General features: G+C 60.0%; 27 protein-coding genes. 15 read left to right on the top strand and 12 right to left on the bottom strand.

Annotation, left to right across the window (positions count from 1 at the left end; translation table 11 throughout):
- Window positions 1-392 precede the first annotated feature (392 nt).
- Window positions 393-1,130, top strand: a complete 738-nt coding sequence (locus PMI11_RS35745) for a response regulator transcription factor (RefSeq protein WP_007827490.1) — start codon at window positions 393-395, stop codon at window positions 1,128-1,130.
- A 170-nt stretch (window positions 1,131-1,300) separates the two neighbouring features.
- Here the strand turns inward: PMI11_RS35745 and PMI11_RS35740 are convergent, their stop codons facing one another.
- Window positions 1,301-2,167, bottom strand: coding sequence for a LysR family transcriptional regulator (locus PMI11_RS35740; RefSeq protein WP_007827488.1), 867 nt, complete (start codon window positions 2,165-2,167; stop codon window positions 1,301-1,303).
- A 51-nt stretch (window positions 2,168-2,218) separates the two neighbouring features.
- Here PMI11_RS35740 and PMI11_RS35735 point away from each other — a divergent pair, with 51 nt between their 5' ends.
- Window positions 2,219-2,497 (top strand): 4-oxalocrotonate tautomerase, encoded by a 279-nt coding sequence (locus PMI11_RS35735; RefSeq protein ID WP_348258313.1) that lies wholly within the window; start codon window positions 2,219-2,221, stop codon window positions 2,495-2,497.
- Between the two features lie 225 nt (window positions 2,498-2,722).
- On the opposite strand, the gene PMI11_RS35730 is transcribed toward PMI11_RS35735, so the two are convergent.
- Entirely contained in the window at window positions 2,723-3,019 is a 297-nt protein-coding gene (locus PMI11_RS35730; protein ID WP_007827484.1) for a hypothetical protein, read from the bottom strand.
- Between the two features lie 531 nt (window positions 3,020-3,550).
- The gene (locus tag PMI11_RS35725; protein WP_007827482.1) at window positions 3,551-4,426 is read right to left on the bottom strand and encodes an NmrA/HSCARG family protein; all 876 of its coding nucleotides are present in this window, start codon (window positions 4,424-4,426) and stop codon (window positions 3,551-3,553) included.
- A gap of 89 nt (window positions 4,427-4,515) precedes the next feature.
- Here PMI11_RS35725 and PMI11_RS35720 point away from each other — a divergent pair, with 89 nt between their 5' ends.
- Window positions 4,516-4,929, top strand: a complete 414-nt coding sequence (locus PMI11_RS35720; RefSeq protein ID WP_007827481.1) for a winged helix-turn-helix transcriptional regulator — start codon at window positions 4,516-4,518, stop codon at window positions 4,927-4,929.
- 47 nt (window positions 4,930-4,976) lie between these two features.
- On the opposite strand, the gene PMI11_RS35715 is transcribed toward PMI11_RS35720, so the two are convergent.
- From PMI11_RS35715 to PMI11_RS35700, 4 genes are all read right to left on the bottom strand, one after another.
- Window positions 4,977-6,473, bottom strand: coding sequence for a hypothetical protein (locus PMI11_RS35715; protein WP_037072735.1), 1,497 nt, complete (start codon window positions 6,471-6,473; stop codon window positions 4,977-4,979).
- 4 nt (window positions 6,474-6,477) lie between these two features.
- A complete protein-coding gene (locus PMI11_RS35710) occupies window positions 6,478-7,044 on the bottom strand; it encodes a terminase small subunit (RefSeq protein ID WP_007827479.1) in 567 nt (188 codons plus the stop codon).
- A 74-nt stretch (window positions 7,045-7,118) separates the two neighbouring features.
- Window positions 7,119-8,780: a M48 family metalloprotease gene (locus tag PMI11_RS35705; RefSeq protein WP_007827478.1), complete on the bottom strand. Its 1,662-nt coding sequence runs from the start codon at window positions 8,778-8,780 to the stop codon at window positions 7,119-7,121.
- A 113-nt stretch (window positions 8,781-8,893) separates the two neighbouring features.
- Window positions 8,894-9,394, bottom strand: coding sequence for a hypothetical protein (locus PMI11_RS35700; RefSeq protein ID WP_007827477.1), 501 nt, complete (start codon window positions 9,392-9,394; stop codon window positions 8,894-8,896).
- Between the two features lie 500 nt (window positions 9,395-9,894).
- Here PMI11_RS35700 and PMI11_RS35695 point away from each other — a divergent pair, with 500 nt between their 5' ends.
- From PMI11_RS35695 to PMI11_RS35685, 3 genes are all read left to right on the top strand, one after another.
- Window positions 9,895-10,152 (top strand): KTSC domain-containing protein, encoded by a 258-nt coding sequence (locus PMI11_RS35695; RefSeq protein ID WP_007827476.1) that lies wholly within the window; start codon window positions 9,895-9,897, stop codon window positions 10,150-10,152.
- Entirely contained in the window at window positions 10,149-10,496 is a 348-nt protein-coding gene (locus tag PMI11_RS35690; protein ID WP_007827474.1) for a KTSC domain-containing protein, read from the top strand. The genes PMI11_RS35695 and PMI11_RS35690 overlap by 4 nt, the downstream gene beginning before the upstream one ends.
- Window positions 10,497-11,240: 744 nt before the next feature.
- The gene (locus PMI11_RS35685; protein WP_007827470.1) at window positions 11,241-14,708 is read left to right on the top strand and encodes a hypothetical protein; all 3,468 of its coding nucleotides are present in this window, start codon (window positions 11,241-11,243) and stop codon (window positions 14,706-14,708) included.
- Between the two features lie 77 nt (window positions 14,709-14,785).
- Here PMI11_RS35685 and PMI11_RS35680 read toward each other — a convergent pair whose 3' ends face one another.
- Complete coding sequence (locus tag PMI11_RS35680; RefSeq protein WP_007827468.1) at window positions 14,786-15,520, bottom strand: TetR/AcrR family transcriptional regulator; 735 nt, start codon at window positions 15,518-15,520, stop codon at window positions 14,786-14,788.
- Window positions 15,521-15,603: 83 nt separating this feature from the next.
- Between PMI11_RS35680 and PMI11_RS35675 the strand changes: the two genes are divergently transcribed.
- The gene (locus PMI11_RS35675; RefSeq protein WP_007827466.1) at window positions 15,604-16,737 is read left to right on the top strand and encodes an FAD-dependent oxidoreductase; all 1,134 of its coding nucleotides are present in this window, start codon (window positions 15,604-15,606) and stop codon (window positions 16,735-16,737) included.
- Window positions 16,738-16,809: 72 nt separating this feature from the next.
- On the opposite strand, the gene PMI11_RS35670 is transcribed toward PMI11_RS35675, so the two are convergent.
- The gene (locus tag PMI11_RS35670) at window positions 16,810-17,403 is read right to left on the bottom strand and encodes a hypothetical protein (RefSeq protein WP_007827464.1); all 594 of its coding nucleotides are present in this window, start codon (window positions 17,401-17,403) and stop codon (window positions 16,810-16,812) included.
- A gap of 262 nt (window positions 17,404-17,665) precedes the next feature.
- Between PMI11_RS35670 and PMI11_RS35665 the strand changes: the two genes are divergently transcribed.
- The 3 genes from PMI11_RS35665 to PMI11_RS35655 all read left to right on the top strand — a co-directional run bounded on the left by PMI11_RS35665 (window position 17,666) and on the right by PMI11_RS35655 (window position 20,873).
- A complete protein-coding gene (locus PMI11_RS35665; RefSeq protein WP_007827462.1) occupies window positions 17,666-18,247 on the top strand; it encodes a dienelactone hydrolase family protein in 582 nt (193 codons plus the stop codon).
- 72 nt (window positions 18,248-18,319) lie between these two features.
- Complete coding sequence (locus tag PMI11_RS35660) at window positions 18,320-18,820, top strand: hypothetical protein (protein ID WP_007827459.1); 501 nt, start codon at window positions 18,320-18,322, stop codon at window positions 18,818-18,820.
- A gap of 388 nt (window positions 18,821-19,208) precedes the next feature.
- A complete protein-coding gene (locus PMI11_RS35655) occupies window positions 19,209-20,873 on the top strand; it encodes an ABC transporter ATP-binding protein (protein WP_007827457.1) in 1,665 nt (554 codons plus the stop codon).
- Between the two features lie 58 nt (window positions 20,874-20,931).
- On the opposite strand, the gene PMI11_RS37585 is transcribed toward PMI11_RS35655, so the two are convergent.
- Together PMI11_RS37585 and PMI11_RS35645 are read right to left on the bottom strand one after the other, a co-directional pair.
- Complete coding sequence (locus PMI11_RS37585; RefSeq protein WP_157179739.1) at window positions 20,932-21,306, bottom strand: TonB C-terminal domain-containing protein; 375 nt, start codon at window positions 21,304-21,306, stop codon at window positions 20,932-20,934.
- A gap of 58 nt (window positions 21,307-21,364) precedes the next feature.
- Entirely contained in the window at window positions 21,365-21,838 is a 474-nt protein-coding gene (locus tag PMI11_RS35645; RefSeq protein WP_007827455.1) for an NUDIX domain-containing protein, read from the bottom strand.
- A 338-nt stretch (window positions 21,839-22,176) separates the two neighbouring features.
- Between PMI11_RS35645 and PMI11_RS35640 the strand changes: the two genes are divergently transcribed.
- Complete coding sequence (locus PMI11_RS35640; RefSeq protein ID WP_007827453.1) at window positions 22,177-22,407, top strand: hypothetical protein; 231 nt, start codon at window positions 22,177-22,179, stop codon at window positions 22,405-22,407.
- A gap of 12 nt (window positions 22,408-22,419) precedes the next feature.
- Here the strand turns inward: PMI11_RS35640 and PMI11_RS35635 are convergent, their stop codons facing one another.
- A complete protein-coding gene (locus PMI11_RS35635) occupies window positions 22,420-22,806 on the bottom strand; it encodes a winged helix-turn-helix transcriptional regulator (RefSeq protein ID WP_037072732.1) in 387 nt (128 codons plus the stop codon).
- Window positions 22,807-22,960: 154 nt separating this feature from the next.
- Between PMI11_RS35635 and PMI11_RS35630 the strand changes: the two genes are divergently transcribed.
- The 4 genes from PMI11_RS35630 (at window position 22,961) to PMI11_RS35615 (ending at window position 26,202) form a co-directional block, all read left to right on the top strand.
- The gene (locus tag PMI11_RS35630; RefSeq protein WP_007827449.1) at window positions 22,961-23,353 is read left to right on the top strand and encodes a DoxX family protein; all 393 of its coding nucleotides are present in this window, start codon (window positions 22,961-22,963) and stop codon (window positions 23,351-23,353) included.
- A gap of 34 nt (window positions 23,354-23,387) precedes the next feature.
- Window positions 23,388-24,134 (top strand): SDR family NAD(P)-dependent oxidoreductase, encoded by a 747-nt coding sequence (locus PMI11_RS35625; RefSeq protein WP_007827447.1) that lies wholly within the window; start codon window positions 23,388-23,390, stop codon window positions 24,132-24,134.
- 148 nt (window positions 24,135-24,282) lie between these two features.
- On the top strand, window positions 24,283-24,813 hold the full coding sequence (locus PMI11_RS35620) for a dihydrofolate reductase family protein (protein WP_007827445.1): 531 nt from the start codon (window positions 24,283-24,285) through the stop codon (window positions 24,811-24,813).
- A gap of 225 nt (window positions 24,814-25,038) precedes the next feature.
- Complete coding sequence (locus PMI11_RS35615; protein WP_007827443.1) at window positions 25,039-26,202, top strand: acyltransferase family protein; 1,164 nt, start codon at window positions 25,039-25,041, stop codon at window positions 26,200-26,202.
- Window positions 26,203-26,308: the final 106 nt, after the last annotated feature.

Below are 26,308 nucleotides of genomic sequence, written 5' to 3'. Positions count from 1 at the left end.
TCTGCGGCTGCTTTGCAATGAGATGTGGGAACAAAGCCGAGCCGATCGGCGGTTCGTTCTATCCAACGGCTCTTTCCCGAATGGTTCCGTAGCAGATCACCTGCCTTTTCAGTGCCTTTGAAAGCTTTGTTGACGCGCTTGCCATACGTGAATTCGGCGAAGACCGGAAAGTCTGCGGCGACAAGTCGCTTCAGCAGATCCTCCTAGATAAGCTTTCCAAACTGCTCTACTGCGCCAGTTGTCTCTCACCGGATTCTTATAGACTATAAGAATTATCATGAGAGATCAGACTATTGTTATCGAGAATACACTCGTTTTTTCTCATGACATGAAGCGAGAACAGGAATATTGTGAATAGCTGTTGGGTTGCAAATCTTCTGGGGAGCACGCAAGTGTCCGACAGTGTTAAAAGTAAGCGCCGAACGGGGCGCACTGCACCAACTGTGATCATAATCGAACATTCTACACTGGCACGCACCACCGTGGTGAAGCTTCTTGAGCATGAGCTCGCCGGGTGGAGCTTTATCGATTTGATCTCGACCGAGAGTCTCGACAGGGCTCTTGGAGCTGAGGTGCGTTTGATTGCATTGGATTTGGCCGGCAGAAGTATTGAGAGCAATAGCCTGCGTGATGACCTTGCGGCAATTGCCGCACGTTTTCCCGAGGTTCCTATCACGTTTCTCTCAGGTACGGATGACGTCGTCATAGCCCGTCAGGCGCTCACGATGGGTATTCGCGGCTTTTTCACGACTTCACTGCCCATTGACATTGCCCTTGCCGGTCTTCGTCTTGTTCTGGCAGGGGGAACATTTTTCCCGCAGCTCATGGGAGCTGTTACAAACGGCTCGAACGAGCATATCCCTGTTAGAACCGAGGCCGAAAGAAGGCTGGACGACAGGATGCAGTACCTGGCGATTGCCGAATTCACTCCGCGGGAAGCGGATGTGCTGGCAGAGCTGCAAAGCGGCTGCTCAAACAAGGTGATTGCGGGAAAACTCAATCTGTCGGGGCATACGGTGAAGATGCATCTGCAGCACATCATGCGCAAGCTGCAGGCGCAGAACCGTACCGAAGTGGTTGCCCGCCTTGTTCAAAGAGCCGCCGGCGGGCATGACGCCGCGCCGAGTTAGGCGGTGTCGCCAGGGAAGGGCGCTGTCGCAACGTGAGAGGCAGGCGCCACCCATGAGCGCTTGGGGCCGAAAGCAGTCTTGAAGCACGTCGCATCAAACCTGTTCCAGGCGACGCGCTTCAGGAAGTGATTTTTTCGGATATCGTCGATGCCGGCCAGGACCGAGCCTCGTTAGCCAAACCGTTCCACCAGGAAATCGATCGCCGTCCGCAACATCGCCGTCGGCCGTCGGTTCGGCGCGTAGACGAGGTACATCGGGACAGGCCGGTAGGACCATTCCGGAAGCACCGGCTCGAGCCGCCCTTCGGCGATGTCAGCGGCCAGCAGCAATTCCGGCTGAAGCGCGATTCCCGCGCCGCTGAGCGCTGCCATGCGCAGCGCCGCACCCTGGTTGGTCGAGAATTTTCCGGAAATCAGTACATCGCGCATTTCATCTCCCGGCCCGATCAGGTGCCAGCGATCCTGCATGCGCCAATAGGAGTGGCCAAGGCAGAGATGGTTCGCGAGATCCTCCGGCGAGGCCGGCCGGCCATGGCGGGCGAGATAATCAGGCGAAGCTGCGAGAATCCGCCGATAGGGGGTCAGCGGGCGGGCGACCAGGCTGCTGTCCGATAGCGGGCCGATGTGGATGCCGAGCTCGAAACCCTCGCCGACGAGGTCATGGACGTTGTTGTCGAGCGATAGCTCGATGCTGACGTCGGGATAGGCGTTCTGATAGTCGATCAGCGCCGGCACGAGGTTCTGCGTCCCGAAGCTTACCGGCGCAACCAGCCGAAGCCGGCCGCGGGGCGCCGATTGGAGCTCGCTTGCCGAAGCCTCGGCTAGCGCCACTTCGGCCAGCGCGCGCTTGCAGCGCTCGTAATAGAGCTGGCCAATCTCCGTCAGCTGATGGCGCCGCGTGGTGCGATGGATGAGCTTCGCCCCGAGCCGGGCCTCGATCGTCTTGATTTGCTTGGCAACCATGGCGGGCGACACGCGCGCGATCTCTGCCGCTGCCGCAAAACTGCCGGCGTCGATAACCCTGACGAACGTTGCCATGCCAGCCAGCTTGTCCGTGATTGCCTACCTGTAGGTTTCGAATGACGATACCTGCAGCTTATTTATCAACCGCGGCATTTACAACATAGTCGTCATGCCCGAGCCAAGGCGACGGGACATTGCCAACGTGACCAAGGAAAAACCATGCCCATTCTTCACCTGCAGATGCATCCCGGCCGCACCGCCGATCAGAAACGCGCCTTCGTGCGCGAAGCCACCAGGGCCGCCGTCGAAACCCTGGCGTGCCCGCCTGAATCGCTGGAAATCCTGATAACGGAAATCGGCAAGGATTCCTGGGCGGTCGGCGGCAAGCTGAAGTCCGAGGCCTAAAGCGTGTCGCGCAAAAGTGTGCAGCGGTTTTGCGATAACGACATGCGAAAACAAGAATCTAAAGCGCGACAAGCGAATCTTGGAGATCGCGACGCGCTTTAGAGACGGCCCGCGGTGCCTCAGGCATCGGCCCGGAAATCGCAATTGATTTGCGGGCAGCCTGATGCGATCGCCAAAGAGGCAGACCGTCCTTTGGGCACCCGCCACCGCATGGCCCTGGCGCCTTCAATCCCCGTTGCCATTGTTACCATTTCGCTGGAATTGCCACTCGATACCGGTAATGCGCGTCGGCTTGACGATGTGTATGCGCGCCTGCAGCAGCCGCAGCGTTGGGACGAGCTTTTGGGGATCGGCAATCTCTGCAGGAACGGGTCTGCCCATCTCCTTGTAATGCAGCTCCATTTCTTCCCGAAAGTCTCTGATATCGAAGGTGTCCACGCCTGCGTTGTACCAGTCAACAAGGATGACATCGCATACAATATCAAGGCTGTTTGGGTCGTCGGCATCGAGCAGGGGCGGCATTGGCGGACCTTCTGAAGATGGAGTTCATCCTTAAGCGTCCCCCGAGGCAGGCTGTTCTGACGCAGTTTCGTCAGATGGCTGGTGAAGACATCGGGGCTCGCCACCCAGCACCAAGACGAGCCCCAGCCCCGGTGCTTGTCTCATCTGCGCCCTTCACCGTGACAATGCGATTAGACGCCCGCGCATGACGCGCAGCAATTCGACCAGTTGGATTAACTCGGCGGTTCGAGCTTGAAAATCCCAGCTTCTGCGGGATTTTTTCGCCCGGAGGCCGAAAATAAACCTGTGGATAAAATTGGAACCGTGCATTGTGATTAGCCTGCCGCGACCACTGGTTAATCCCGCCCCGGTATCGCCACACTACCCATACGGATCGTAATCCACCGCTGCCTTCACCCCTGTCCCCACCCGGTGATGTGCGTGTTTTACCATCGGTGCAGGACGCGAAGCGCGAATTGATGCGGCCGGCCAGTAAATGCCGCCACCGCCGTCGGCCCGTTGCAGACATCAGAAGTCGTCGTCTGCCGCATTCTACCCCAAGGCTTCGTCGAGCGCCTTGCGGCCGATCCCGGCGAGCCAGGCGCGGAAAGTGAGGATTTCCGGATTGATCTCGCGCATGAGATCCAGATCCACACGTTCTGCCAGCGGACCATCTTCCAGGCTCCTGGCCATGTGCGCGAGGTCGGCATTGGCTGCGAGAACATCGTCGGGAAAGCGCGCATAGGCGATCGTGCGGCCGGCGATTTCGCTCAGGGCGGCTTCGAGTTCGTAGCCGGTAAGCCTGTCGCTTGCGATTTTCAAGGTGACGCTGCCGAACCGGGCCTTATCGGCGAACATGGCCGCAACGAATTTCCCGATGTCGTCCACAGCGGTCAGCTGGATCGAATGCTCTGGCCTGATGAGCGAGAGCAACTGCCCCTTGTCCAGGCCGAATCCGGGGCGCACCAGCATTTCCATGAAGATCATCGGCCTGACGATCGTGGCCGTGACAGGCGATTTGCGGATATGCGCCTCTATGCGAGGTTTGGCGTCAAAACGCGCCACACCCGTCGGCTTGTCGCCGACGCTGGCGCCCGAGGAATAAACGAGATGCGTGACGCCGCTTTCGACGGCCAGGTCGGCGATCGAAGTCCCCCGGCGTTCTTCCTCCTCTGCCGACAGGTTGGCCGGCAGCACGCTGAAAACGCCATATGCGTCTTTCATCGCCGCTCGGATGGCATCCTCGTCCTCGAACGATCCGGGCACGATTTCGACGCCGGCGTCCTGCAGGGCGATCGAGGCTGGGGCCCCGGTGTTCAATACAAGCGCGCGTACAGGCCGCTTCGCTTTCAGCAAGGCTTTGGCGACCGATCCGCCCTGACGACCGGTGGCGCCGAAAACGAGAATTGGATGTTTGTCATTGGTCATTGAGAACCCTCGCGTTGAACAACGACCGTCCATATATACGAGTAGAAAATCGCCGGAAGACGGCACATTTTTCAGCCTCAGGCACAAGGATGATACGCTTGGACAATGGTATCGGGCCCGGTTCCCTTCAGGGACCAGAGGACAAACCACAATTCAGGCCGATCCCGTCAAACGGGATTTGCACACGGCTGGGCGATAAGTGGACTGTGCATGTTCTATGGCGGCTGTCTCTGGCAGATGAGCAACGGCTGCGCTTTTCAGCGCTCAGGAAAGAGATCGACGGGATCACCCAGAGAATGCTGACGCTGACACTGCGCAACCTGGAGCGCGATGGCATGGTGATGCGTCATTATTTTCCAGAAGTACCGCCGCGCGTCGAATATAAACTGACCGATATGGGCGCTGGCGTTCTGCACGCTCTTGAGAGCTTCAACCTGTGGGTCCGGGACAATCTGCCCGTCATCGAAGAGCATCGTCGCTCCTATGACGAAGCCCTGAAGTAATCTCTTGAGTATGTCGCGCAAAATGCGCGACCACTCCGCCGCGCCACCTACCCATAGACATCATAATCCACCGCAGCCTTCACCCCGGTCCCCGCCCGGTGGCGCAGCTTCTTGACCACCGGTTGCGCGAATGTCAGCGCCAGCGCATCGCCTTCGTTGGGCGAGGGCAGGCCGCGCTCCTTCATGTCTTCCTTGCTTTCGAGCTGGATCTTGCCATCCAGCCGCGCCACGGTCTCCGGCCCGACCAGATCCTGATAGAGAACCTCATTGGCGGGATCGATCGCGCCGCCGGCCTTAAGCCAGCGTTTCATCTGGCCCCAGATATAGGCGCGCATATTGTAATAGCCGGGGTCCAGGACCTTGGTGGAGCCGAACCAGACGAGCTGCCAGGAGCGGCCCATCACAGTGCCGGCGCTGGCGATTCCGGTGCCGTAACCGGCGTCCACGAAGACGGCATCGGCCTCATATTCATCCTCCAGCCGGGCGATGAGATTGGCGACCTCGATATCGTTGTCGTTGCGGGCAATGGTCGCGAGCCGCTTCGAATAAAGCCCCTGGCGCAGCATGATCACCGTCGGGTCATCGCCCGTCCAGGCTGGGTCGACGCCCAATATGACGGGCGCGAAGGCATATTGCTCGGAGCGAAGATGGGTGCTGCGCGCCCGGTCGGCATCGTCGGCGGAGATGAACTGCATGGCGGACTGGCTCGGAAACTGGCCGCGTACGCGCACTTTGACGATATCGCTATCCTCGCCGTGATCGTCCACGAGACGTTGAAGGAACTGCTTGTTGGTGCCAGGCACCGAGCGGCTGTCGATCTGCCTTCCCACCCAGCGATGGCGGAAGCGACGGAAGCACTCGCGGAAACGGCCGCTGTTTCTCGTCGGATTGCCGAAGACGATCCAGATGATGACGGTGTCCTCGTCCGTCAGCGCCCCTTCGGCCACCTCCCAGACCTTGTCATGGATCTTCGAGGCCTCGTCGAAGAGCAGCAGGATGATGCGGCCCTTGTTGTGCAGGCCGGCGAAGGCTTCGGTATTGTGCTCGCTCCAGGAGATGAAATCCTGCCGCCAGCTTTCGCTGCGATCAGGGTCGCGCGACTTGATGGACATGGCCTGCTGATCGAACCAGTGGGCGGTGATGGAAAGCCGGAACCATTTGCCGATCTCGGGCGCCGTCTTGGTGCGCAGCTGGCCCTCGGTATTGGCTGTCGTGACGATCTTGCAATCGGCAAAGCAGGACATCGCCCAGTTGGAGAGCATGCCCATCTCAGCCGATTTGCCGATGCCGTGGCCGGAGGCGACGGATATCTGCAGCGGCTGGTAGCGCGTTTCGGGGTCGGCGAGATGAGCGCCGATCAGATCGTTGATCTCATCCTGCCAGGGGCGCGGGCCTTCGTAACCTGAGAGTTCGCCCATGCCCCAGTCCCAGGCAAGCCGGCTCCAGCGCTTCGGGCTGAAGCGGCAGGCGGCGGCGAGCTCGATGATCTCGTCATTGGGATCGCGGCTCTCGTTGGGCGCGGGCAGGGGCTTTCGAGGCACCATGGGCCTATTGCGCCTCGCCATCATTGTCCTCGCTGCGCCCCTCATTTCGTCTTTGCGCCCGCTCCAGCCGCTCGGCGAGCGCGCTCAAGCCTTTGTGCTCGACGATCTCCTTGAAGGCATTGATGCGGATATGCTTGCCGATCAGCTCCAGCCGGCGCAGCCGCTCGGCGAATTTCACCTTCTTCACATGGCCGATTTCGCGACGCTCCTTGCCCGTGCCCTCGTAGAGCGCGGAGATTTCGACATCCGTCACCAGCCCCTGCCGCCAGATGGCAGGCCATTCCTTGATCGGCAGGAGATCGCCATTCCCGTCGTAGAGATCGCCGAGATCGGCCTCGGCTTCGGCGGCAAGCCGCGTCAGGAGCCAGTCCGCATCGATCCGCGTGCGCTCGGAGCGCTCGGCCTTCGCCCTGCCGATGGCTGCGGCGATATCAGGCTTCTTCAGCAGCTGGTAGGCAGTCACAGCCGCTCCGCGCGGGGAATAGCCCGCCCTTATCGCCGCCTGCGCGCCGATGGGATCGACGAGATATTCCTCCACAAAGCGCTGCTGCCGCGCCGTCAGTTCGCTCATGCCATCACACCCCGGTTTGCCAAGGAGATAGCCGGGAAAAGGTTGGGGCGGCGAACGGGTGGGTGCGGCTTTGCTCAGGAGACGGCGCCTGCTCGCGTCCTGCGGCGCGCCAGCGCCATCATGAGGGCGAGCAGCATGAAAATGATCGCGATATAGACCATCAGACCGATTGCAAAGGGCACCCGCGGAACGTCGAGGCCGGCATCGTCCGGTGCTGCGAGGGCGTAGATCAATTGCGCCAGCTGAACTGCGAGATACAGCCACAAAAACAGGAAAATCGCCCTCAGTGAAGCTGACAGCCCGCGAAAGCTCGATATCGGATAGAGATTTCGAAAATAGAAGCCGAAGACGAAAGCAGCTATGGCGGTCGCGCCGACGAGTGTCGAAAACGTCAGAATATCAACCGTGTAGAGATTTTCAGGATTTCCGAACAATTTCACCGATAGGAACGAGGTGTTGAGGATGCAGCCGGCGGCGAAGCTTGCGAACATGCAAAATGCAGCCAGGGCGGATCGCAGCAGGTAGGGTGCGAACCCGGCGCCTCTTTCAAAGCCGGCTGCGACGCTGGCGCGCAGGTTCTGGGAGCCGAGCACGAGCAAGAAGATGAGCATGAGGCCCAAAGGCAACGCCGTGACGAGAAAACTCGACCAGCCGGAGACGGCTTGCTTGAGGTAATCAGTATAGGTGCCTGAATTGTGCAGGAACCCTCCGGCATAGAGGTTCTGCGTGATGACGCCGAAAACATATCCCGAAAAGGCGACCTCCCAATTCGATGGCACCAGCAGCGATGGCGGATCGGCGATCACCGCGAGCCTTGCCTGCGGCAGCGGGTGAAATGCGATCAGGCGCCGAAAAAGGCTCTTGCGCATCGGAGATGCCATCCCGACAACACCAGCCAGAGGACCGCTGCCGACGATGAAGCATCCGCCGAGATCGGCATAATGCTCCCTGCTTCGCAACAGGGTCGTGTAGTTGATGAAGGCCAGTATGAGGATGAGGGCCAGTCCGGCAAATTCGAAGAGGTAGGCGACTACGCTGTTGCCCACCCAGATGACGTTATAGGCCGGCTGCAGCTGTGTTCCCCACACGTAATAGGACAGAAAATCCTGAACTATGCCAAGCGGGTTGTTCCGGAAGAGCTCGAACAGAAACCGGGCCATTCCAAATGCCAGAATGGAAGCGGTGAACAGGACGAGGGCTGAAAAGATGGCACGGCTCAAATAGCCGATATCGACATCCCTGTTCTTGATGTGGGACAGTTCGTGGGCGACGATCGCGGCGAACATATCCGGCCGCTTCCTGAAGACCAGTTTCAGGCCGCCACCCAGAATGACGGTGCGGAAAAAGGGAAAGCCGCAGGCGATCGCATCCTGCTGAAGCAGCGTGGATGTCATCCGGATCTTCACATGCCGCAGGCCGGCCTTCGACAGCATCTGATCGCAGACCGGCTGCATCTCCGGCGGCAATGGACCGGCAGGTCCAAATCGCTTCGTGATATCTTTCTGATGCGCCGCATAAGAAGCGAAGACGACGAGAAAGAACGCGGCAATAATCGCGGACAGATACCAGTCGTAGAGATAGAACTGGCCCGGATAATAGCCTGAGATCAATATGACGGCATAGATCGCGATCTGTTCGCACCCGATCAGGGCAAGGGCGAACAGGAGTATGAATCTTTCGCGCGTTCCACTTGGGAGCGTTCCAAAATCGAAGGATTCGGCAGGTGAACCGCTCATGGCTGGCCACGTGCTAGAGCATTTCCGCTTTTCTTCTGATGACCGAAATGCCCTATCTCCTTGTTTTCAAGCAATTGCGGACGCAAAACCGCTGCAGTTTTGCGAGACGTGCTTCAGGGGGTCGGTCTGATCGCATCGTCCACCGATTTCATGACGGCTTCCGTGATTTGCGGGTTCGCTTTCAGTTCGGCGAGGCGCTTGCGAATTCTGGCCAGCAGGTCCGCTTCCTGATCGGCATTGAGCGGAAGCGGCTGCTTGCCGTCGGCAAGTCCCTTCATCCAGTTCGTCAGACGCTCGGTAATGAGGTCGGTACCCGTCGTGAAGGCTGCGGTGGCAATATTCTTTGCAGAGGATGCGGCTTGCAGAAGCAGGAAGCCAATAATCACCTTCGCCGCCTCGAACACGTAGGGAGACATAATATTGACGAGGTCTCCGACGCCGAAAGCGAGCGGATGTTCACCGTCGGGAGATTCATTTTTCGCTTTGTTGTATTCGTTTATTATCGCCTCAAAATCAGAGGCCTCCTCTGGAGCTACATCTTTGATGAGCGTATTTCCAAGCTCCAGAGCCAGTGTATTTTCATAGTCGTTTTGATTCATTTCCACCGATGCCATTGAATTTAGTTCTCCATCTGGTCTGGATATTACAAATAGCATGGAGCGAAGTTCCGGAGAACTCACATTTCCGGCAGAATATATTCCTTATCTGCGTTTCTCGTCTCGAATGTCCGAAAAATAGACTGGTCTCAGCTTCATCCCTGTTGAAATTTACGCTTTGTTCACTGGTTTTTCGGATCGTTAATCGACTTAGACGCACGCAACGTTTTTCCTGAACTGCCGGCGAGGCGGGACGGCAAATCGTGAATGGAAATTTGTGAACGCGGGCGGGAACCTTTTCGGAAGCCTCGCGTTTGGTGCCTCAGCCGCTTTTTGTCCAAAGCCGTTCGGAGGAAAATGGATCGATCAGCCTATCTCAAAGCCGGAATATCGCCACGGAATACAATCGTAACTGGTATATTCAAATATCAATCACCTGACCAAACGATATGAAAAGCTATTCTCTGCCGGGGCGCATTGAATTGACCAGGGATCTGTTAGAATAGAGGAGCTTGCTGATGCTTGAAAAGCTTAAGAATGCCATCGGTGTATCCGAGAAGGCTCATCGAGACAGGGAAATCAGCAGAATTGGCTATAGCGAAGAGCCTTCGAGGCTCGTCGTCGAATTTTCCGACGGCAGCCTGCACACCCATGTCGATGTCATCGAAGGGCACATTGTCGGCCTGCGCATCGCCGAGGACAAGCTGGATTTCTACGAATCCCAGATCGAGCCGTCGAACCGCCCGCTGGAAGCCGAAGGTGCAGGGCGCAGATGAGCCCCGGTAACGGGCAAGGGGGACATCACGGGCAACAGGCCCCATACAGGGAAGGGAGCCCGCAGGGCGCCCGCCCGAGGGTGGCGACGGTGGAACTCGCCTCGCATCTGATCAGGGAGATCACCTACGATCCCGTCACCCAGATCCTCGAGATCGAGCACCGGCTGAAAGGCCACCGCCGATATTTCGACGTGCCCCCGGCCGTCGTCATCAACCTCGTCACCGCGCCATCGCCCGGCTGGTACTACACGCAGCACATCCGCGATGCCTTTCCCCGCGATGACGACGGAGCCCATCGGCACTTTTCCTTCCCCCGGCTTTTCTCCCGCGGCCACCATCACTGAGGCAGGCAGACAGTCGAAGCCGCGGCCTGATGAGGGTCCGGTGCTGCCGGCATGGCGGCAAAGAGGGGCTAAGTCATTGATCCTGAATAAGTGACGCAGGAAAGCGGAAAAACTTTTATATTTTTTTCCGTCATTCGGCGCTCTCTCCTGATTTGAATCTCTTTACGCGTATTTTTGGAGGAAAGTGGATCACTTATTCAGGATCAATGACTTAGCGGCATTTTTGGCCGTTTTTGCCGCATTTTTCAAAATTCTTATTCAGGATCAATGGGTTAATGGTTGAAGGAAGAAGAATGCGAGCTGGTCGCGGCGCTTTCTGGGGTTCTGCGTGACGCCGAACCCGCCCTCCGGCGATGTCCGAAATGCGTGGTATCTATAGTTACGAATGTGCTAATTCAATGATAGATAGCATTGTGTTAAAGTGAAAAGACAGGCTAACAAGGCTGTAAATCTTTATTTCACAGCGTCTTTCTTTACCCTGGACTGTCGCTTACGGCAGGTGCTCTTTCCCCGTTATTTCAAATATGCTACTATAAAGTGAGTTAGGGAGGGTAACATGCGTATCTTCGTTCTGCTCATCGCTATTGGCCTTTGCGTCTCGACCGTCGCAGTCGTTCCGCCTGCTGCAGTGGCGGGCCCGTGCGACCCCAACGTGGCTCGCTGCTAGCAAGGAAAATCCGGATCCACCGGCACTGACTGGTTCCGCTTGAGAACCTGCGAACGCCACGATTTCTGGAGGGGCGGATGGATAATCCTTGGCCGGCGGATATTCCGTGGTCGCTGTGGAAATACCAGGGGCTGAGCCTCAGCGACATGCCGCAGCTTCCCATGATGGGCGTCAGGTTCGATCCGTCTTTCCTCTATGCCTTCGCCTTCGGCTGTTTTTTCGTTGCCTTCTTCTCGTGGCCGCGGTTCAAGGCCAAGGGGAGGAACATCAACGCCACATCGGAGGCGCTGCGCGATTTCGATCCCACTGATCTCGGCGGCCAGAATTCGCTGCACAGGGCCTATTTCATCTATGCCGGCGCGATGCTCATCCTCTATGTGTCGCTCACCTTCTTCGGCAAGCTGATCTTCCAGGCAACGCAGATGATCCCCGTTGCCGGCATCTCCGTCGATATTGCCGAATTGAAATTCGACAGCCCGCAATGGCCGCTGACCCTTGCCTTCGCCTTCGCGGGGCTGGCGGATCTGCTGCCGCCGGTGCGCATTGCCGAGGAGTGGCTGCGCAATCGCGCCTACCGGGCGGCCGGTATTCCCGTGCGGATCGAGCAGATCACACGGAGCCTCATCGCCACGATGGAAGAACCGTCTGTTCGCTTCGTCGGCGAGGCCAGCGAGAAATGGGTCAACAGAGACAGGGGCTCGCTTGCCGAGATGCTGGAGCGTTACCGCAAGAACTGGGAGAGCCAGATCGAAGGCAATTCGCGCGTCAAGCGGCTGCTGGGAAAGCGGATCGCGCGAACGGGGGAGCTGCTCTCGCTCCTGTCGGACCTGGAGATGCTGATCGTCTGGGCAAAGACCGCGCGTGGCAGCTGGCCGGGTGCTGGGGTTTCTACGCGTGTACGGGAGGCCGAAAAAAAGTTCGTAGATTCGGCCGATACTCTACTGAACAACTTTCAGCGCCGGCTGCGGGAAACCGGCGATCCCACAGCCACGGATCCTGCCAATCCCGACCTGCATGCCATCGAAGCCCGATTTGACGATTACCTGTCACAGCTGATGAAGGACGCGACTTCGATCCGCTTCGAACTAGTGACGCTGTTGGCAATCTTTCTCGAGCGCGATCCGGATTTTCCTGGGTCGGCTAGGGTGCCCGAGCCCGGCCAGGTTCACCCGATCGATGCGCTTGCCGATCTGCTTTCGGAAACGGATCGCTTGCAATCCGTTGGCAACGGGCCTGAGGCGGGACTTCTGCTCTCGCTCGTTCCGGTCTTCATCCTGTTTGCGGCCAGCGCCTGGCAGGGCGTGCAGGAGCTGGTAGGCCAATATGTGGAAACGACCAATCTCGCCGGCGTGCTGCTGACCGCGCTGCTCGAAACGCTGAAGATCGCCTCGCTGACCTGGCTGCCGCTGCTGGCGGCATTTTCGTTGCGTCAATACCGGTGGGACATCAAGGATTGGGCCGGCGCTCAGCCTTGGGCATTTCGAAGCTCCTTGTACCTGTCGCAAATGATAGGCTGCCTTGCATTGGCGCTTGCCGTATCGGTGATCGGGCTGACCGGCGTTGCGATGCTGCGGGCCTTCGCGGTGGCGCAGAATGCAAATTATTTCAATGCGCTGCTGGTCGGCGGATCAAACCCCTTCGTGCTCTATTATCCCACCCTTGCCGTCACCATTTTTCCCATGGTGCCGATATGCCTGTGGGCAGCCGATGAGCGGACGCATGGAAGGCCGGTCTTGGGCCATGCGCTTCTCTGCGCTGCCTCGGTGCTGCTGCTTTCCATCGCCCATAGCTGGTTCTGGGATCCCCGTTGGCCGAGCGACTGTTTCAAGGCGACGACGATTGCGACCGCCGAATGCAGCCGGCGGTCGGATACGCTGAGCCGGCTCATCCTGACGGTGCTGGCGTTCCTTGCAAGCTGGAACCTTGGCCAGCCCGGCTTCAGCCGAACGCGGCGGCAGATCGGCCGAAGGTGGGCGGAGCTTGCCTGCGCTGTCATGATGGCCGCTACTTTCGCGCTGAGCGCGCCTGTTTTCGCCCGGGACGTGCGTGTCGGTTTCCGCGACGATATCGAGCCGTTTTCCTATCTCGTCAATGACGAGCACGGAAAGCCGCATCACATCGGCTACCTGGCTGACCTGTGCCACGAGATATTCTCGGGCGGCGAATATACGATCGAGGAAGTGTCGGTCACGGCGGCCGAACGCTTCAAGCTGGTGAATGGGAAGCCGGTCGGTGACAAGAAGCCCGTCGAGGTTCTTTGCGACACGGTGACCATGCGCTTTTCGGGATCGTCGATCAGCGCCAATGGCGATGGAGGCGATGCCGACGGCCGGTCCAACCGCAACTGGAACAGCATCTACTCGCCGATCGTCTTTGCGTCCGGCGTCTCCTATCTCGACCGGTCGTCGCGCGAGGCGACGACGCGCGGCGGCGACGTCTTGATCGGTTATGTCTCGGCGACGACCGCCGCCGATGTCGCTCTGAAGAGCTGCCAGGTCGACCTCTTCAAGACGCTTGCGCCGACCCAGCGAAAGGCGATCTACGAGCGGTGTCGTTTCCTAGATGCGGCGGCCGCGACGCAGCGCAGGATCCAGATGCTTCCGGAAAGCGCCACCCTGAGTGCTTCCGGCCAGGCGGTGCTCAAGAGAGCGCTGCAGAGTGCGCGGATCCTCGCGGACCTCGAGATTCAGCCGAAGGCGCAGGCTACATCGTTCCTCCCGCTGCCGTCCCAGGTGATGGCGCGCAAGCTCCTGGACACACTGAAGGAGATTTGTCCTCCGAAGAAGGAGGGCAGAGAGGCCGACCCGGAAAGCGCTGCGTGCAAGGCGGCGCTTACGGCAAATCTGGACAAGCTGGAGCTCGCCGTTACCGATCCCCTATGCCCGTCATCCAATCCTGCTGCCAAGAAGGAAGATCCCGACGATAAGGACAAGGACAAGAAGTCCTGGCGTGAATATCATTTCTGCCCCATGGAGGATTACCGGCAGCTCATCCAGTGGTTCTGCGGCCCAAGTACCGGCGTACGGCCGATCTTCATGGGCGACCGGGAGCTTATCCTCGGCAAACTCGACAGTTGGAACGCCCGGAATACGCCATGCTCGGTCGAGCAGCCGACCGGCGCCGAATATCTGACCTACGAACCCTATGCGCTTCTCGTCAACAGAAGCGATCCGGCGTTGGTGCAATTCGTGCAGACGCGCGTCTACCAGATCTTTTCCCACCGCTCGACGGCAACGGCGCTCTTTGCCTCCTATTTCCCCGACCGTAGCATGTCTCCCGCGCTCGCCTACCTTTTCCTTCTGAACGCGGTCGATCCGGAGGAGGGCTATCTCGTTCCCTGCGGCACGCCCGACAAGGCACAGAGCGAGGCAACAGGCCCGCCCTCAGCGGCGCCCGGCCTGGCTGACGACAACAGGTCCTGCGCAGATGAGGCGGCAGAACAGAAGCCCAGTCCTGCCGCGGCGGGAGCCTGGCTGGCGGCTGCGGGCGACCGGGCACGGTCGATGCTGTCCTCGCTGCTGCGCGCCTCGGGGGTCGTGGAGTGAATGAGCATCGCGCGGCCGCAGCCGGCTCACGGTTGCGTTGAGACCTCGATAGGGCGCGGGCCGCCCGTTCCACCGTCTCAGTTCCTTTGATCTGTCCGGCCGATAGTGCCGATGCCGGCGAGGATCAGGTCGATGCCGGCGAGGAATTGCTCGCGGTCGTCATGGTCGCTGAGCTTTGTCGCGAGATGATGCACGAAGGGATATCGCGCCGGGTCGAGCTCGGTCCAGCTTGCGGCAATAGTGTCGAGGGCGGCCGTCCTGTCCGTGCTTTGCGGCAGCAGGCGGGCATTGGCGGCATTCTGTCCGGCAACGCCGAGGATGTAATTGACGAGCGCCGACCCGGCATTGAACAGCGCCTCTTCGGGAACGCCGAGCGCCTGCAGCCTTCCGCCGATCGCTTCGAAGATCTCCAGCATCGCCGCCTGCCACGGCTCGCGGAAAAGATGGGTGCCGACCCAGGGGTGGGCGTCGATGGCGTCAAACAGGCCGAGGGCAAAGGTGCGGATCGCCTGATCCGGCCCGGCATCATCAGTGACATCGGCCAGGACGCGGCCGATGATGGCGTCGGTGGCGGCGGTCAGCAATTCGTTCTTGTCGGCGACATGCCAGTAGATCGCCCCGCTGCCTGTTGAGAGACGCGCCGCAAGCGCGCGGAAGGTCAGGGCATTTTCGCCCTCGGCATCGAGGATATCGATCGCCGCTTCGACGATCCTTTCCTTCGAGAGGGCATCGGTGCGCCGCTCGCTTCGCCGGGTTCTGGCCCGCTGAGTCTTGATTTGCTGAGCCTTGATTTGCCGAATCTTGATTTTCATGGGCCGCATCTTGACATGAATGGAACGACGTTCCAATTACTATCTCTGGAACGTTGTTCCAATCATCTTCGGAAAGGAAGACAATGACTGTAACAGTCACGATCGTCGGGGCAGGCCTCGGCGGCCTTACGCTTGCGCGCGTCCTCGCCGTCAACGGCGTAGGGGCCACGATCTACGAGGCGGAGCCTTCGGCCGAGGCCCGCACGCAGGGCGGCCAGCTCGATATTCATCCGCATAACGGCCAGCGGGCGCTGGAGGCTGCCGGCCTCACGGAAGCGTTCCGCGCCATCATCCATCACGGCGCCCAGGCTGCGCGTGCGCTCGACCAGCATGGCGTGGTACTGCTGGAGAAGGCCGATGACGGTACGCTCTCGCGCCCGGAAGTGCTGCGCGGTGATCTGCGCCGCATCCTCATTAACTCCCTGCCTGCGGGCATGATCCAGTGGGGCAAGAAACTCACCGGCGTTGCGGCACTCGGCGCCGGCAGGCACGAACTGAGCTTTGCCGACGGGACCAGCGTCGTCAGCGACCTGCTCGTCGGGGCCGATGGCGCGTGGTCGAAGGTGCGGCCGCTGCTTTCGGATGCCGGGCCCACCTATGTCGGCACGGCCTTCATCGAAACCTATCTCCATGATGCCGATATCCGCCACACGGCCGCGGCGGAGGCAGTCGGCCGCGGCGCGATGTTTGCGCTTTCGCCGGGCAAGGGCATCGTTGCCCATCGCGAGGCGGGTGGCGTGCTGCACGCCTATATCCAGATGAACCGCTCGCCCGAGTGGATCGACGGCATCGACTTTTCCGATGCCACTGCGGCAAAGGCCCGGATCGCCGCGGAGTTCGAAGGCTGGGCGCCGGCGCTCACCGCACTGATCACCGAAAGCGATACCGCGCTCGCCCCGCGCCTGATCCATGCGCTGCCGGATGCGCACCGGTGGCCGCGTCTGCCCGGCGTGACGCTTATCGGCGACGCCGCCCATCTGATGGCGCCATCGGGCGAGGGGGCAAACCTTGCCATGTTCGACGGCGCCGAACTCGCAAAGGCAATCGCCGCACAGCCCGACAATATCGAAGCAGCGCTCGCCGCCTATGAAGAGCCGATGTTTGCCCGCAGCGCAACGGAGGCGGAAGGTGCCCGCTTCATCCTGGACCTCTGCGTCGGCGATCGCGCGCCCTATGGGCTGGTCGATTTCCTTACCGGCAAGCTCGCGAAGGGATGAGGCGTCGAGCCTGGGGATCATCGAGTGACCCGCCTTGCCGTGGCGGTGGACGTCGCAACCCGGGGCTCCGGCTCAGGGCTGCGGGGTCTTTATCCCAGCATAGGCGCGTTCCAGGCTTTGCTGCAGGACATAGGGGAACTCGGCCCTGTCGAGCCTGTATTCGCCGGCTTCGGCATCGGCAACGTTTGCCATGATAAGCCGTACCCTGGCATAGGCATAGTTGCAGCTGAGACTGTCCTCGATCCCCTGGAATTCCAGTTCCGAGAGGCAATTGATCATATCGAAGTCGGGATGATCGTGCCCGCCGAGAAGGCCCGCGACCGTGCCTGCTATCCGGCTCAGGCTCTTTTCGCGCGCAGACGGCGCAAAGCGGGTCGGCCCTTTTGCCCCTGCGGTCTCCTCGATGATCCTCCAGGCGGCGGCGTCATCGATTGCCAGGGGCGGAACGGCGTATTTGCCCCCCATCTGGATGAAGAGCACGGCTCTCCAGCAACCGCTGAGCTTTTTTCCGACAATCCTGGCAGTGGTCGAACACTGGTAAATCGCGTGGCGCGTCCCCGAATATTTGTCCAGAGCCTGCTCAAATGTCAGCGCTTCCTTGCTGATGCCGACACTCGGAAAGAGGATAATAATCGCGAGAAGGAACGGTCGCCACCGGCTATGCATGAGATTTCCCCATCGTCTAGAGGCAGCTTTTCCTAACCCCTTTATGCGCAAGCCATCAATAGGGTAAATGACGGTTTTGCAATCAGGAGCTGAAGCGTTCCGCTCGTAACCGGAGGGACGGCCGGGCGAACAAGCCCGTTCCAGGCCTTGTCGCCGGGGCCGCCGACGTTACTTCTGCAACGGGTCCGCGCTCTTCCCGGCGAGGCGATGGCCCTGTAGAGTGGTCGAACGTGTGCCAGACCATCTCACCCGGAGGCTCCCTATGGCCGAGGTCTTGTTGTTCCACCACGCACAGGGGCTGACCCCGGGCGTGCACGCCTTCGCCGACGACATCAGGGCCGCCGGTCACATCGTGCATACGCCCGATCTCTTCGACGGACGCACGTTCCAGAGCATCGATCAGGGTCTCGCCTATATCGGTGAGACCGGGTTCGACGACATGCGGGAGCGCGGCGTCCGCTTCGCCGACGAACTGCCTCCCGGGATCGTCTATGCCGGGTTCTCGTTCGGTGTGCTGCCGGCGCAGAAGTTGGCGCAGACGCGGCCGGGCGCCCGTGGAGCCCTGCTTTTCTACTCCTGCCTGCCGATCAGCGGCGAATGGGCCTTCGGACCTTGGCCGGAGGGTGTGCCGGTCCAGATCCATGGCATGGACAAGGACCCGGTCTTTGTCGGCGAGGGCGATATCGACGCCGCCCGCGAGATCGTGGAGAAGGCGGAGGATGCGGAGCTTTTCCTGTATCCCGGCGACCAGCACTATTTCGCCGACAGCTCGCTCCCCTCCTATGACGCGGATGCGACGGCGCTGCTCACCATCAGGGTGCGTGCGTTCCTGGATCGCGTCTGATCCACGCCGGCGCTTGGGCTCACCACAGGCCGGCAATTGACCTGCCAAGGCGAAGATATGTAGCCTGTGCCCATGCACAACGCGCTGATCGAATATGCCGATCTCATCTCGCTGCTGACGGCGGTCGGCACCTTCATCGCGATCGTCGCCGGCGTTGTCGAACTCGTCAAGGCGCGGCGCGAGCATGTGAAGGCGAAGGAGCAGGAGTTCAACAGCTCGTATCTGACGATCAGCGACGCCTATCACCGGCTGCTCGAACTCTCCGTCGCCTATCCCCATCTCGGCATCTTCCCCTGGCAGGAAGAACCGGCCGACCTTTCCGCTGATGACCTCAACCGCCGCGACATTTTCTACGAGATGATGATCTCGATCTTCGAGCGCGCCTATCTGGAACGGCACAAGACGCCGGAGATAACGGAGCATTTCTGGCCGGGCTGGGAGACGTTTTTGCGCCGGCAGATCGAGAAGCCGTCGTTTCGGAAATATTGGGGAATTTTCGATGGGGAAGGGGCGTTCGGGGCCTATGATGCGCGGTTCGAGGCATTTGCGCGGGGGCTGGATAGGTCCCGTTGAACATCAGGGATGGCTATTGTTGTGCCGTGTGGCGCCCCCCTCTGTCCTGCCGGACATCTCCCCCACAAGGAGGGAGATCGGCTGGGAGCACCGGTTTCCCCAAACTATCGGCGTTGCAGCCGGCAAACGGTAGAGAGGCGCGAAGGTCAGGCCGTTTGCCAATCTCCCCCCTTGTGGGGGAGATGTCCGGCAGGACAGAGGGGGGTGTGCCGGGGAATGCAAGATAGAATGCGACGGCAAGCCCAATCCGGCATCTGGATCAGGTGCCGGCACCAACCTCTTGTCCCGTGCTCGCCAAGAGCAGCCATCGAAGCTGCTCGCCCTTAAAGTTGACTGTAAAAGTCAGGTAGCATAGCGAGGGCGTCATCTTCCCAGGCTGGAGTCGATCATGACAGTCGCAAACTCTGCGATCGTGCCGATCTTGCGTTCGCTCATTGCTCAGTATTTCCGGCAGGCTCACACCACCACGGCGCTTGTCGTCCTCGCTGCCATGATAGGGTCAGTCGCTTCTATCGCCTCTCCCTATCTCTTTTCCCGCGCCGTCGATGATCTGTTGAAAGCCGGGGATCATGGCGATGCGCTTGGAACATTGCTTCTGTACGCGCTCCTTTTCGCCATCGCGACCGGGTTTGGCCAGGCGTCCCGTTTCCTGATTTTTCTTTGCGCCGAGCGGCTTTGCTTTATCGCGAATTCTGCATTTTTTTCCCGCATCCTTCGCAAGAAACCTGCATTCTTCCTCGACCACAATGCAGCCGAGATCGGAAGGGCGCAGCAGCAAGGGGCGCAGACCCTCAACCTCATCACGCAGTTGAGCATTGGCGGTCTGCTGCCCGGTTTCGTCCAGATCACTTTCAGCGCAGGCCTTCTCGGCAATTTCATAGGCTGGGAGATCGCTCTGATCGTCGTGATTTACGGAGCGGTGGTGATCGGCCTCGATTATATCAGGGTCGGGCGGGTGACGCCGTTCCTCGACAAGGCAATGGAGCGGAGCCAGCAGAACGCACAGCTTATCGGCAACGCCGTTGCCATTGTCGACACGTTGCGTCAGACACGCGGCGAACGGTGGATGGCGGAGCGGTTTGCCACAAGCGCGAGCGATGCCTTCGCGAACTGGCGGCGCTATGCGCTTGCAAGCAGCAGCTTCTCCGCTGTGCTTGGCATTGCGGCCGGGTTCCAGCTTGCAATCACGTTTCTGATCCTCGTTCCCCGCGTCGATGCCGGGCTGCTGTCGGTCGGGGCGGTCGTGCTTTTCAACACGCTGCTCATCCAGCTCAATGAACCCTTCCATCTCGTCGGAATGGCGATCAAGGAAACGGTGGAGGCTGCGGCCCGATTTCGTCCGCTCGCCGCCATGTGGCATGCTCCGGAAGAGGAAGACCCTGCAGATCCAATCTCCTATCGCCCCTCGCAGGGGTTGGTCGCGTTCGACGATGTGACGTTCCGCTATGAGAATGGGCGTGGCGTTACGAAGACATCATTCGACATACAAAGGGGAACGCCAACTTTCATCGTAGGCGAGACGGGCTCGGGCAAGTCCACCATCCTTCGCCTGCTTCTCAAGGCGCTCCAACCTTCCGAGGGACGCATTCTGGCTGACGGGATCGATCTGGCTCGTATAACCAGTGAAGACTGGTTCGCGCATGTCGGCGTGGTTCCGCAGGACGTCGCGCTTCTCAACGATACGCTGCTGTCGAACATCGTTCTGGGCCGCACCCTTGATCCTGAAGGCCTGCGCGAGGCGGCGCGGCAAGCCTCCATCCTTGAACGGATCGAAGGCATGCCTGATGGTTTCGAAACGGTGGTTGGCGAGCGAGGGCTGAAATTATCGGGCGGCGAACGCCAGCGCATCGCAATCGCAAGGGCACTCTACGGCAAGCCGGCGATCCTCGTCCTCGACGAAGCAAGTTCCGCGCTCGACGAGGATACCGAACGGCAGATCATGGATGGCCTGCGTGCTCTTGCCCACGATCTTACCATCGTGGCCGTCACACATCGGATGTCATCCATTCGTCCAGGCGATCAGATCGTGCGTCTGCCTGTCCTGACGTCATAAAGCCGCTTTGGTCTGCTCTCGGACCAGCGTGCTCAAACGCCTGCCATTCACACCAATCTCAATTGAACTCGAATGGAAGCCTGAATTTGACCGGTCGCGAAAACGCTGTCTTGGGTGGCTTGGGAAAAGAAGCGTTTTGAAGGGCCTGCTTCACGTTCTTTTCCACTTCTGCACGCTCCGCGGCACTCCCGCCTGTAAGCCGGACCTGAGGTACGCCGAAAAGCCGCCCATCGGCATCAATCTGAAAGTCTACAGTTCCGCGGATGCCGCGAAACTCGGGGTTTTGGTACCAGTGGCGTTTGAGAGCACTGAGCGTTTGCGGAATTGACTGCGGTTCGCTGGCGCGAGTGGCCGTTGGTACCAGGCTCACCCCAGATGCCGCAAACACGATAACCAGAGCAAACCGAGCCAACCCAACAACAAATCCCGTCATAGCCGTCCCCGATTTCTACGAGCGACCTTGGTAAAAAACGTCGATCGAAATCGCAAGCTCAATCCGGCATCTGCACAAGATGCCTGTCCGTCAGGTAGCTTCCGCGCGCCACCGCATCCCTCACCACCGTCGGCCGCAGGTCAACGCTCGCGAGTGTCGCCAGCGGCAGCCAAAACTGTTTCAGGTGCGTCTCGCGGCTGACGACATCATGCCGATCCAGCGACACGAGGAAATAATGTTCGGCCTGCTGGATGAGCTGGTCGCGATAGCGAAAATGGTTTTCGACGCAGAAGAGGTATCGCGCCCCTTTCACCCTCGCGTTCGTCTCCTCCTCGAATTCCTTGCGCAGCCGCGTCTCGAACGTATCGCCGGTCTCATATTCGCCGCCGATGAAGGCGTAGCAGGCGGATGGATCGTCGGCGGGCTGCTGGACCAGCACCTTTCCATCTTCCACCACGATGCCCGCAACCCTGATCCTTGGTATCTGCCTCATCGCCACGGCCTGAAAGAACCGGTCCTGACTGGTTTCCACGATTTCCCCTCCAGGCCGGTCGAGCCCATCTCAGCGGGCATCGGGCACCATCAGATTCATGACATAAATCCACTATCAGCTACTGTGCCATTCCCGCGCAGGTCAAGTTGCATAGCAGTGAAACTGCCCGGCAGGATAGCTCGAATGATGGCATCTTCAAGATAAAATCTACCAACACGGATTAGCCCAATTCTTGCAATCATCAGGGGTGGCGCAGGCATTATTGTCACGATAAGATCAACCGCTATCCCGTTGGGCCGGAACTGTAACCTCGACTTGGAACTTGTTGAAGGCCCAACGTATTGTTTAGGCGTTGTTCTACCGATCGAGGAATAAAAATGTCTTCAGAGTCCATGCGTCTCACATCCGAAGCGATGACACTGTCGGCCGCCGCCGTTCTGAACTCGCTCATCTCCGTGCTTGGCAATAAGGGTCTGCTTTCCGCCGAAGAAGAGAGGGAAGTCTACCGAACCGCCGCCGAGATGATCGACGAAGCCTCAGGCGACGACGAGGACGGAACCTACGAACTGGCGCGTGAGCTGATCGAACTCAGGCTTGCCGATACCTAGAGCAAGATGAAGTCACGGCCCGGCCGCTGCAGCTTTCCGGCCGCGCGTGCTCGGTCTGGGCGGAACGCTCTTTCCGTACTCGGTCCACCATGCGGTGAGCGCTTCCATCGTGGGACCCAGGCCGCGTGCCTTTGGCGTAATGTCATATTCAACGCGCGGCGGCACTTCCGCGAATACGGTACGCGAGACCAGCCCATCCGCTTCGAGTTCGCGCAGCTGCGCCGTCAGCATGTGCTGGGTGATGCCGGGAATGGCCTTTCTCAACTCGCCAAACCTGTAGACCCGCTGGTGGAGCAGCCACATGATTTCAAGCTTCCATTTGCCTGACAGCAGCGCGAATGCGCGCCTCATCTCCTCATGCATATTGATTTCGCCTTCGGCCATGGCCTGCTTTTCCATACTAACGGCAAGTAATTCATCCTACTTGCAAACATAAATCTTAGTCGACATTTTCCATGCTGCACAAGGGAACGCAGCAAAGGCGTCTCTCAAAACAAACCGACAGACTCGAAGAGAGAAGTGTTGCCGCGTGGCCGGCGACAAGGATGAAATCATGCCTGAATATTACCTGTACTGGATCAGCACGGCACTTCTGTCCGCGCTCTACTTCATGTCAGCCTATGTCTACGTCACCAGGGGAGACTGGGTCCGTCAGGTTCTGGCAGAGCTTGGATACAAGGCTCCCTATCTCGTTGCCTTCATGATCGTCATCAAGATCCTCGGCCCTGTCGCGATCCTCTCGCGCGTCAGCGTGCCGCTCAGCGATCTCGCCTATGCCGGGATCTTCTTTCACCTGCTGCTGTCCGGCCTCGCGCATATCGGTGTCAGAAAGCCTGCCGGCGCATTGCCGGCGGCGATCGGCCTGGCGCTGCTGGTCACCTCATTCGTCACGCAGAACGATGCCCGCGGCGTGCCTTCCCCTTACGTTCAGCCGGCCATGCGCTGACGGCCTGTCACCAACCCAAATCAAGGAGACTAAAATGGGTCGACTCAATGGAAAAATCGCCATCGTCACTGGCGCAAGCCGTGGCATTGGCCGCGCTACCGCAAAGCTGTTTGCGGCCGAAGGCGCAAAGGTCGCAGTTCTCTCGCGGACGCCCGAAGGCGTCGAACGTGTTGTTGCTGACATCGTTGAAGCGGGCGGCACCGCGCTCGGCGTCGTCTGCGATGTCGGTGCGGCAGACCAGATCACGGCTGCGGTGGGCAAGGTTGTCGCCGCCTACGGCCGCATCGACATTCTCGTGAATAATGCTTTCGACGGTTCTGCGGTCCTGTCTTCGATCATCGATCTGCCGGTCGAGCAACTGCAACGGAACTTCGACACCGGGCCGGTTGCGTATCTGCGCTTCATGCAGGCATGCTATCCCCACCTGAAGGAGAGCGGCGAAGGGCGGATCATCAACTTCGGCTCGATGGCCGGGACCATCGGATTGGCGGGTTATGGTCCCTACAACATGGCCAAGGAGGCGGTGCGCGCGCTGACCCGTACCGCGGCGCGCGAATGGGGCGCCGACAGGATTACCGTGAACAATGTCCTGCCGATCGCGGATACCTGGGGTGCTGCGGCAAAGGATGTCCCGCCGCCAGCCAATGCGCTTGCCCGTTTCGGCTCTCCGGAAGACGACATTGCCCCGGTGGTGCTGTTTCTTGCGGCCAGGGATTCGCAGTTCATCACCGGCTACAGCCTTGCTCCCGACGGCGGCGCGATCATCGACAGCGCGCGTTGATCCGCTCAGGCGCACCATCATGAATGCGCGCTCCAAAAACCGATTGCGATTTAAAACTAGTCTGGCTATCTTACAGCTGGTTGTACAACGCAATCGGAACCGCCGTCGCGCGGCGCCCAAAGAGCGCTCCGGGGAGGAGGAAGAGGACATGGCCAAGCTCGTATTCGGATTGAACGTGTCACTGGACGGTTACATCGACCATGACAAATTTGCGCCCGGTCCCGCGCTGTTCCGTCACTTCATCGAAAGCGTGCGCGGCGCGGCAGCCATCGTCTACGGTCGCCGCATGTACGAGCTCATGCGCTATTGGGACGAAGATCATGCGGACTGGGAGCCCGCGGGAGGCGAGTTCGCCGCGGCGTGGCGAGGGCAGCAGAAGTGGGTCGTATCGCGCACGCTGACGTCGGTCGGCCCCAATGCAGCGCTTGTCCAGGGGGACCTCGATACCGTCATACGCGGGCTGAAGGCCCGGCTTACCGGGGAGATCGGCATTGGCGGGTCAGACCTGGCGCGAAGTCTGACGGAGCTTGGCCTTATCGATGAATATCAGCTCTACTTCCATCCCGTCGTGCTCGGCCACGGCACGCCATTCTTCACAGCGCCCCGGTCGCGGCTTCGCCTGGTGGCCAGCGATCGTATCGACGAGGACGTGATCAGGCTGACCTACGTTCCGGCCTGAAGCCAGGGGCGCGTGACTGACAGAAGCGGTGATTGCCTCGCCTCGGCACCCGGCGTGCGCCAGTCTGTCCGAAAATATACCGCACAAGCTGTGTTTTCGTGCGCGTCTCGCTAACCTTTCGTTGAAAAATTCGGGCGTAAGATGCAGCCGGAAATATTCTTCCGCCGCCGTGGTTTGCTTCATGCGGCCGGAGGCGGGCGTAGCGGTCAGTTTTCCGGAGGGGCTGTGAAGAGCTTTGGAGAGGTGCTGGCGGGCCATCACGGCCTTGCTCCAGGTTTCAATTTCCTGCGCCTTGCGCTTGCACTCACCATCGTTTTTTATCACGTCGTCACCGCTGACGGTTACTTGCGCGCCGGCACCGGCCCTATCCTGTGGTTCTTCGAATACAGTCTGGTGTCGATGTTTTTCGCCTTGAGCGGCTTCCTGATCACGGCCAGCGCCCAGCGGCTCGACCTTGCAAATTTCCTGCTCAATCGCTCACTGCGCATCGTTCCCGCGCTCGCGGTCGATATCCTGATCTGCGCCTTCATCATCGGGCCGGCCGTCACAACGCTGACGCTTGGCGAATATTTCACCGATGCGGGCTTCTTTGCCTATCTCATGAACATCGTCGGCGCGATCCATATCGAACTGCCCGGCGTCTTCACCGGCAACCCGACCTCGCAGGCCAACGGGGCGCTCTGGACCATTCCCTGGGAGATCAACTGCTACACGATCATGTCGGTCATGCTCATCACGGGCGTGGTGCGGCGGCCGGCGGCGACTTTCCTGCTGCTTGCGGGTTACGTCTTTACCGGCCTTGCGGTCGAGCATTTTTCGCCCGCCGGTGTTCAGGACGGTTCGACCCTTCATGCGCTGTTCGTCAGCCGCGGCGCCCAGCTCGTCACGGCCTTCCTGTGTGGCATCCTTGCCTATCAGCTGCGCGACCGGATCCCGATGAGCAGGATGGCGCTTTATGCCTGCGTCGCCATTGCGCTGATCGCCATGATCGTCCTCGACGCGAGGGCGACCCACAGCGTCGCCAACCGGCTGATCCTGATCCCCGCTCTCACCTACATCACCATCTATGCCGGCCTGTCGCGCCTGCCGCTGCCGAAAATTCTCGAGCGCGGCGATTATTCCTACGGCGTCTATCTCTATCACGTGCCGTTCATCCAGCTTGCGATCTTCCTGGCGCCGTCGGTCTTCGTCGGCACGATCCCCGGGGTCATCATGCTGACGGCGGTAACGGTCGTCGTCGTCCTCTGCGTTGCCGCAGTCTCCTGGCACGTCGTCGAAAAGCCCGTCCTGTCGCTGAGGCGCTTTGCGCTGGCGGGCAGGGTGAATGGTGCGGCGGAAGGCCGGGCGGCGATGGCGCCGGTTGCGGCCGTGGAAGGGGCGGGGCGATAACTGCGGGCGCAGGTGAAGCGGGTGGGGGCGGTGTCCGAACGTATGCCCATGGGCTTGGAGCCTTCGTCTTCTGGCGTGCCGTGCAGCCCCCTCATCCGCCCTTCGG

Source organism: Rhizobium sp. CF142, from assembly GCF_000281145.1.
Lineage (GTDB): Bacteria > Pseudomonadota > Alphaproteobacteria > Rhizobiales > Rhizobiaceae > Rhizobium.
The sequence above is the reverse complement of the archived record's forward strand: the minus strand, read 5'-3'. Positions and strand labels throughout refer to the sequence as shown.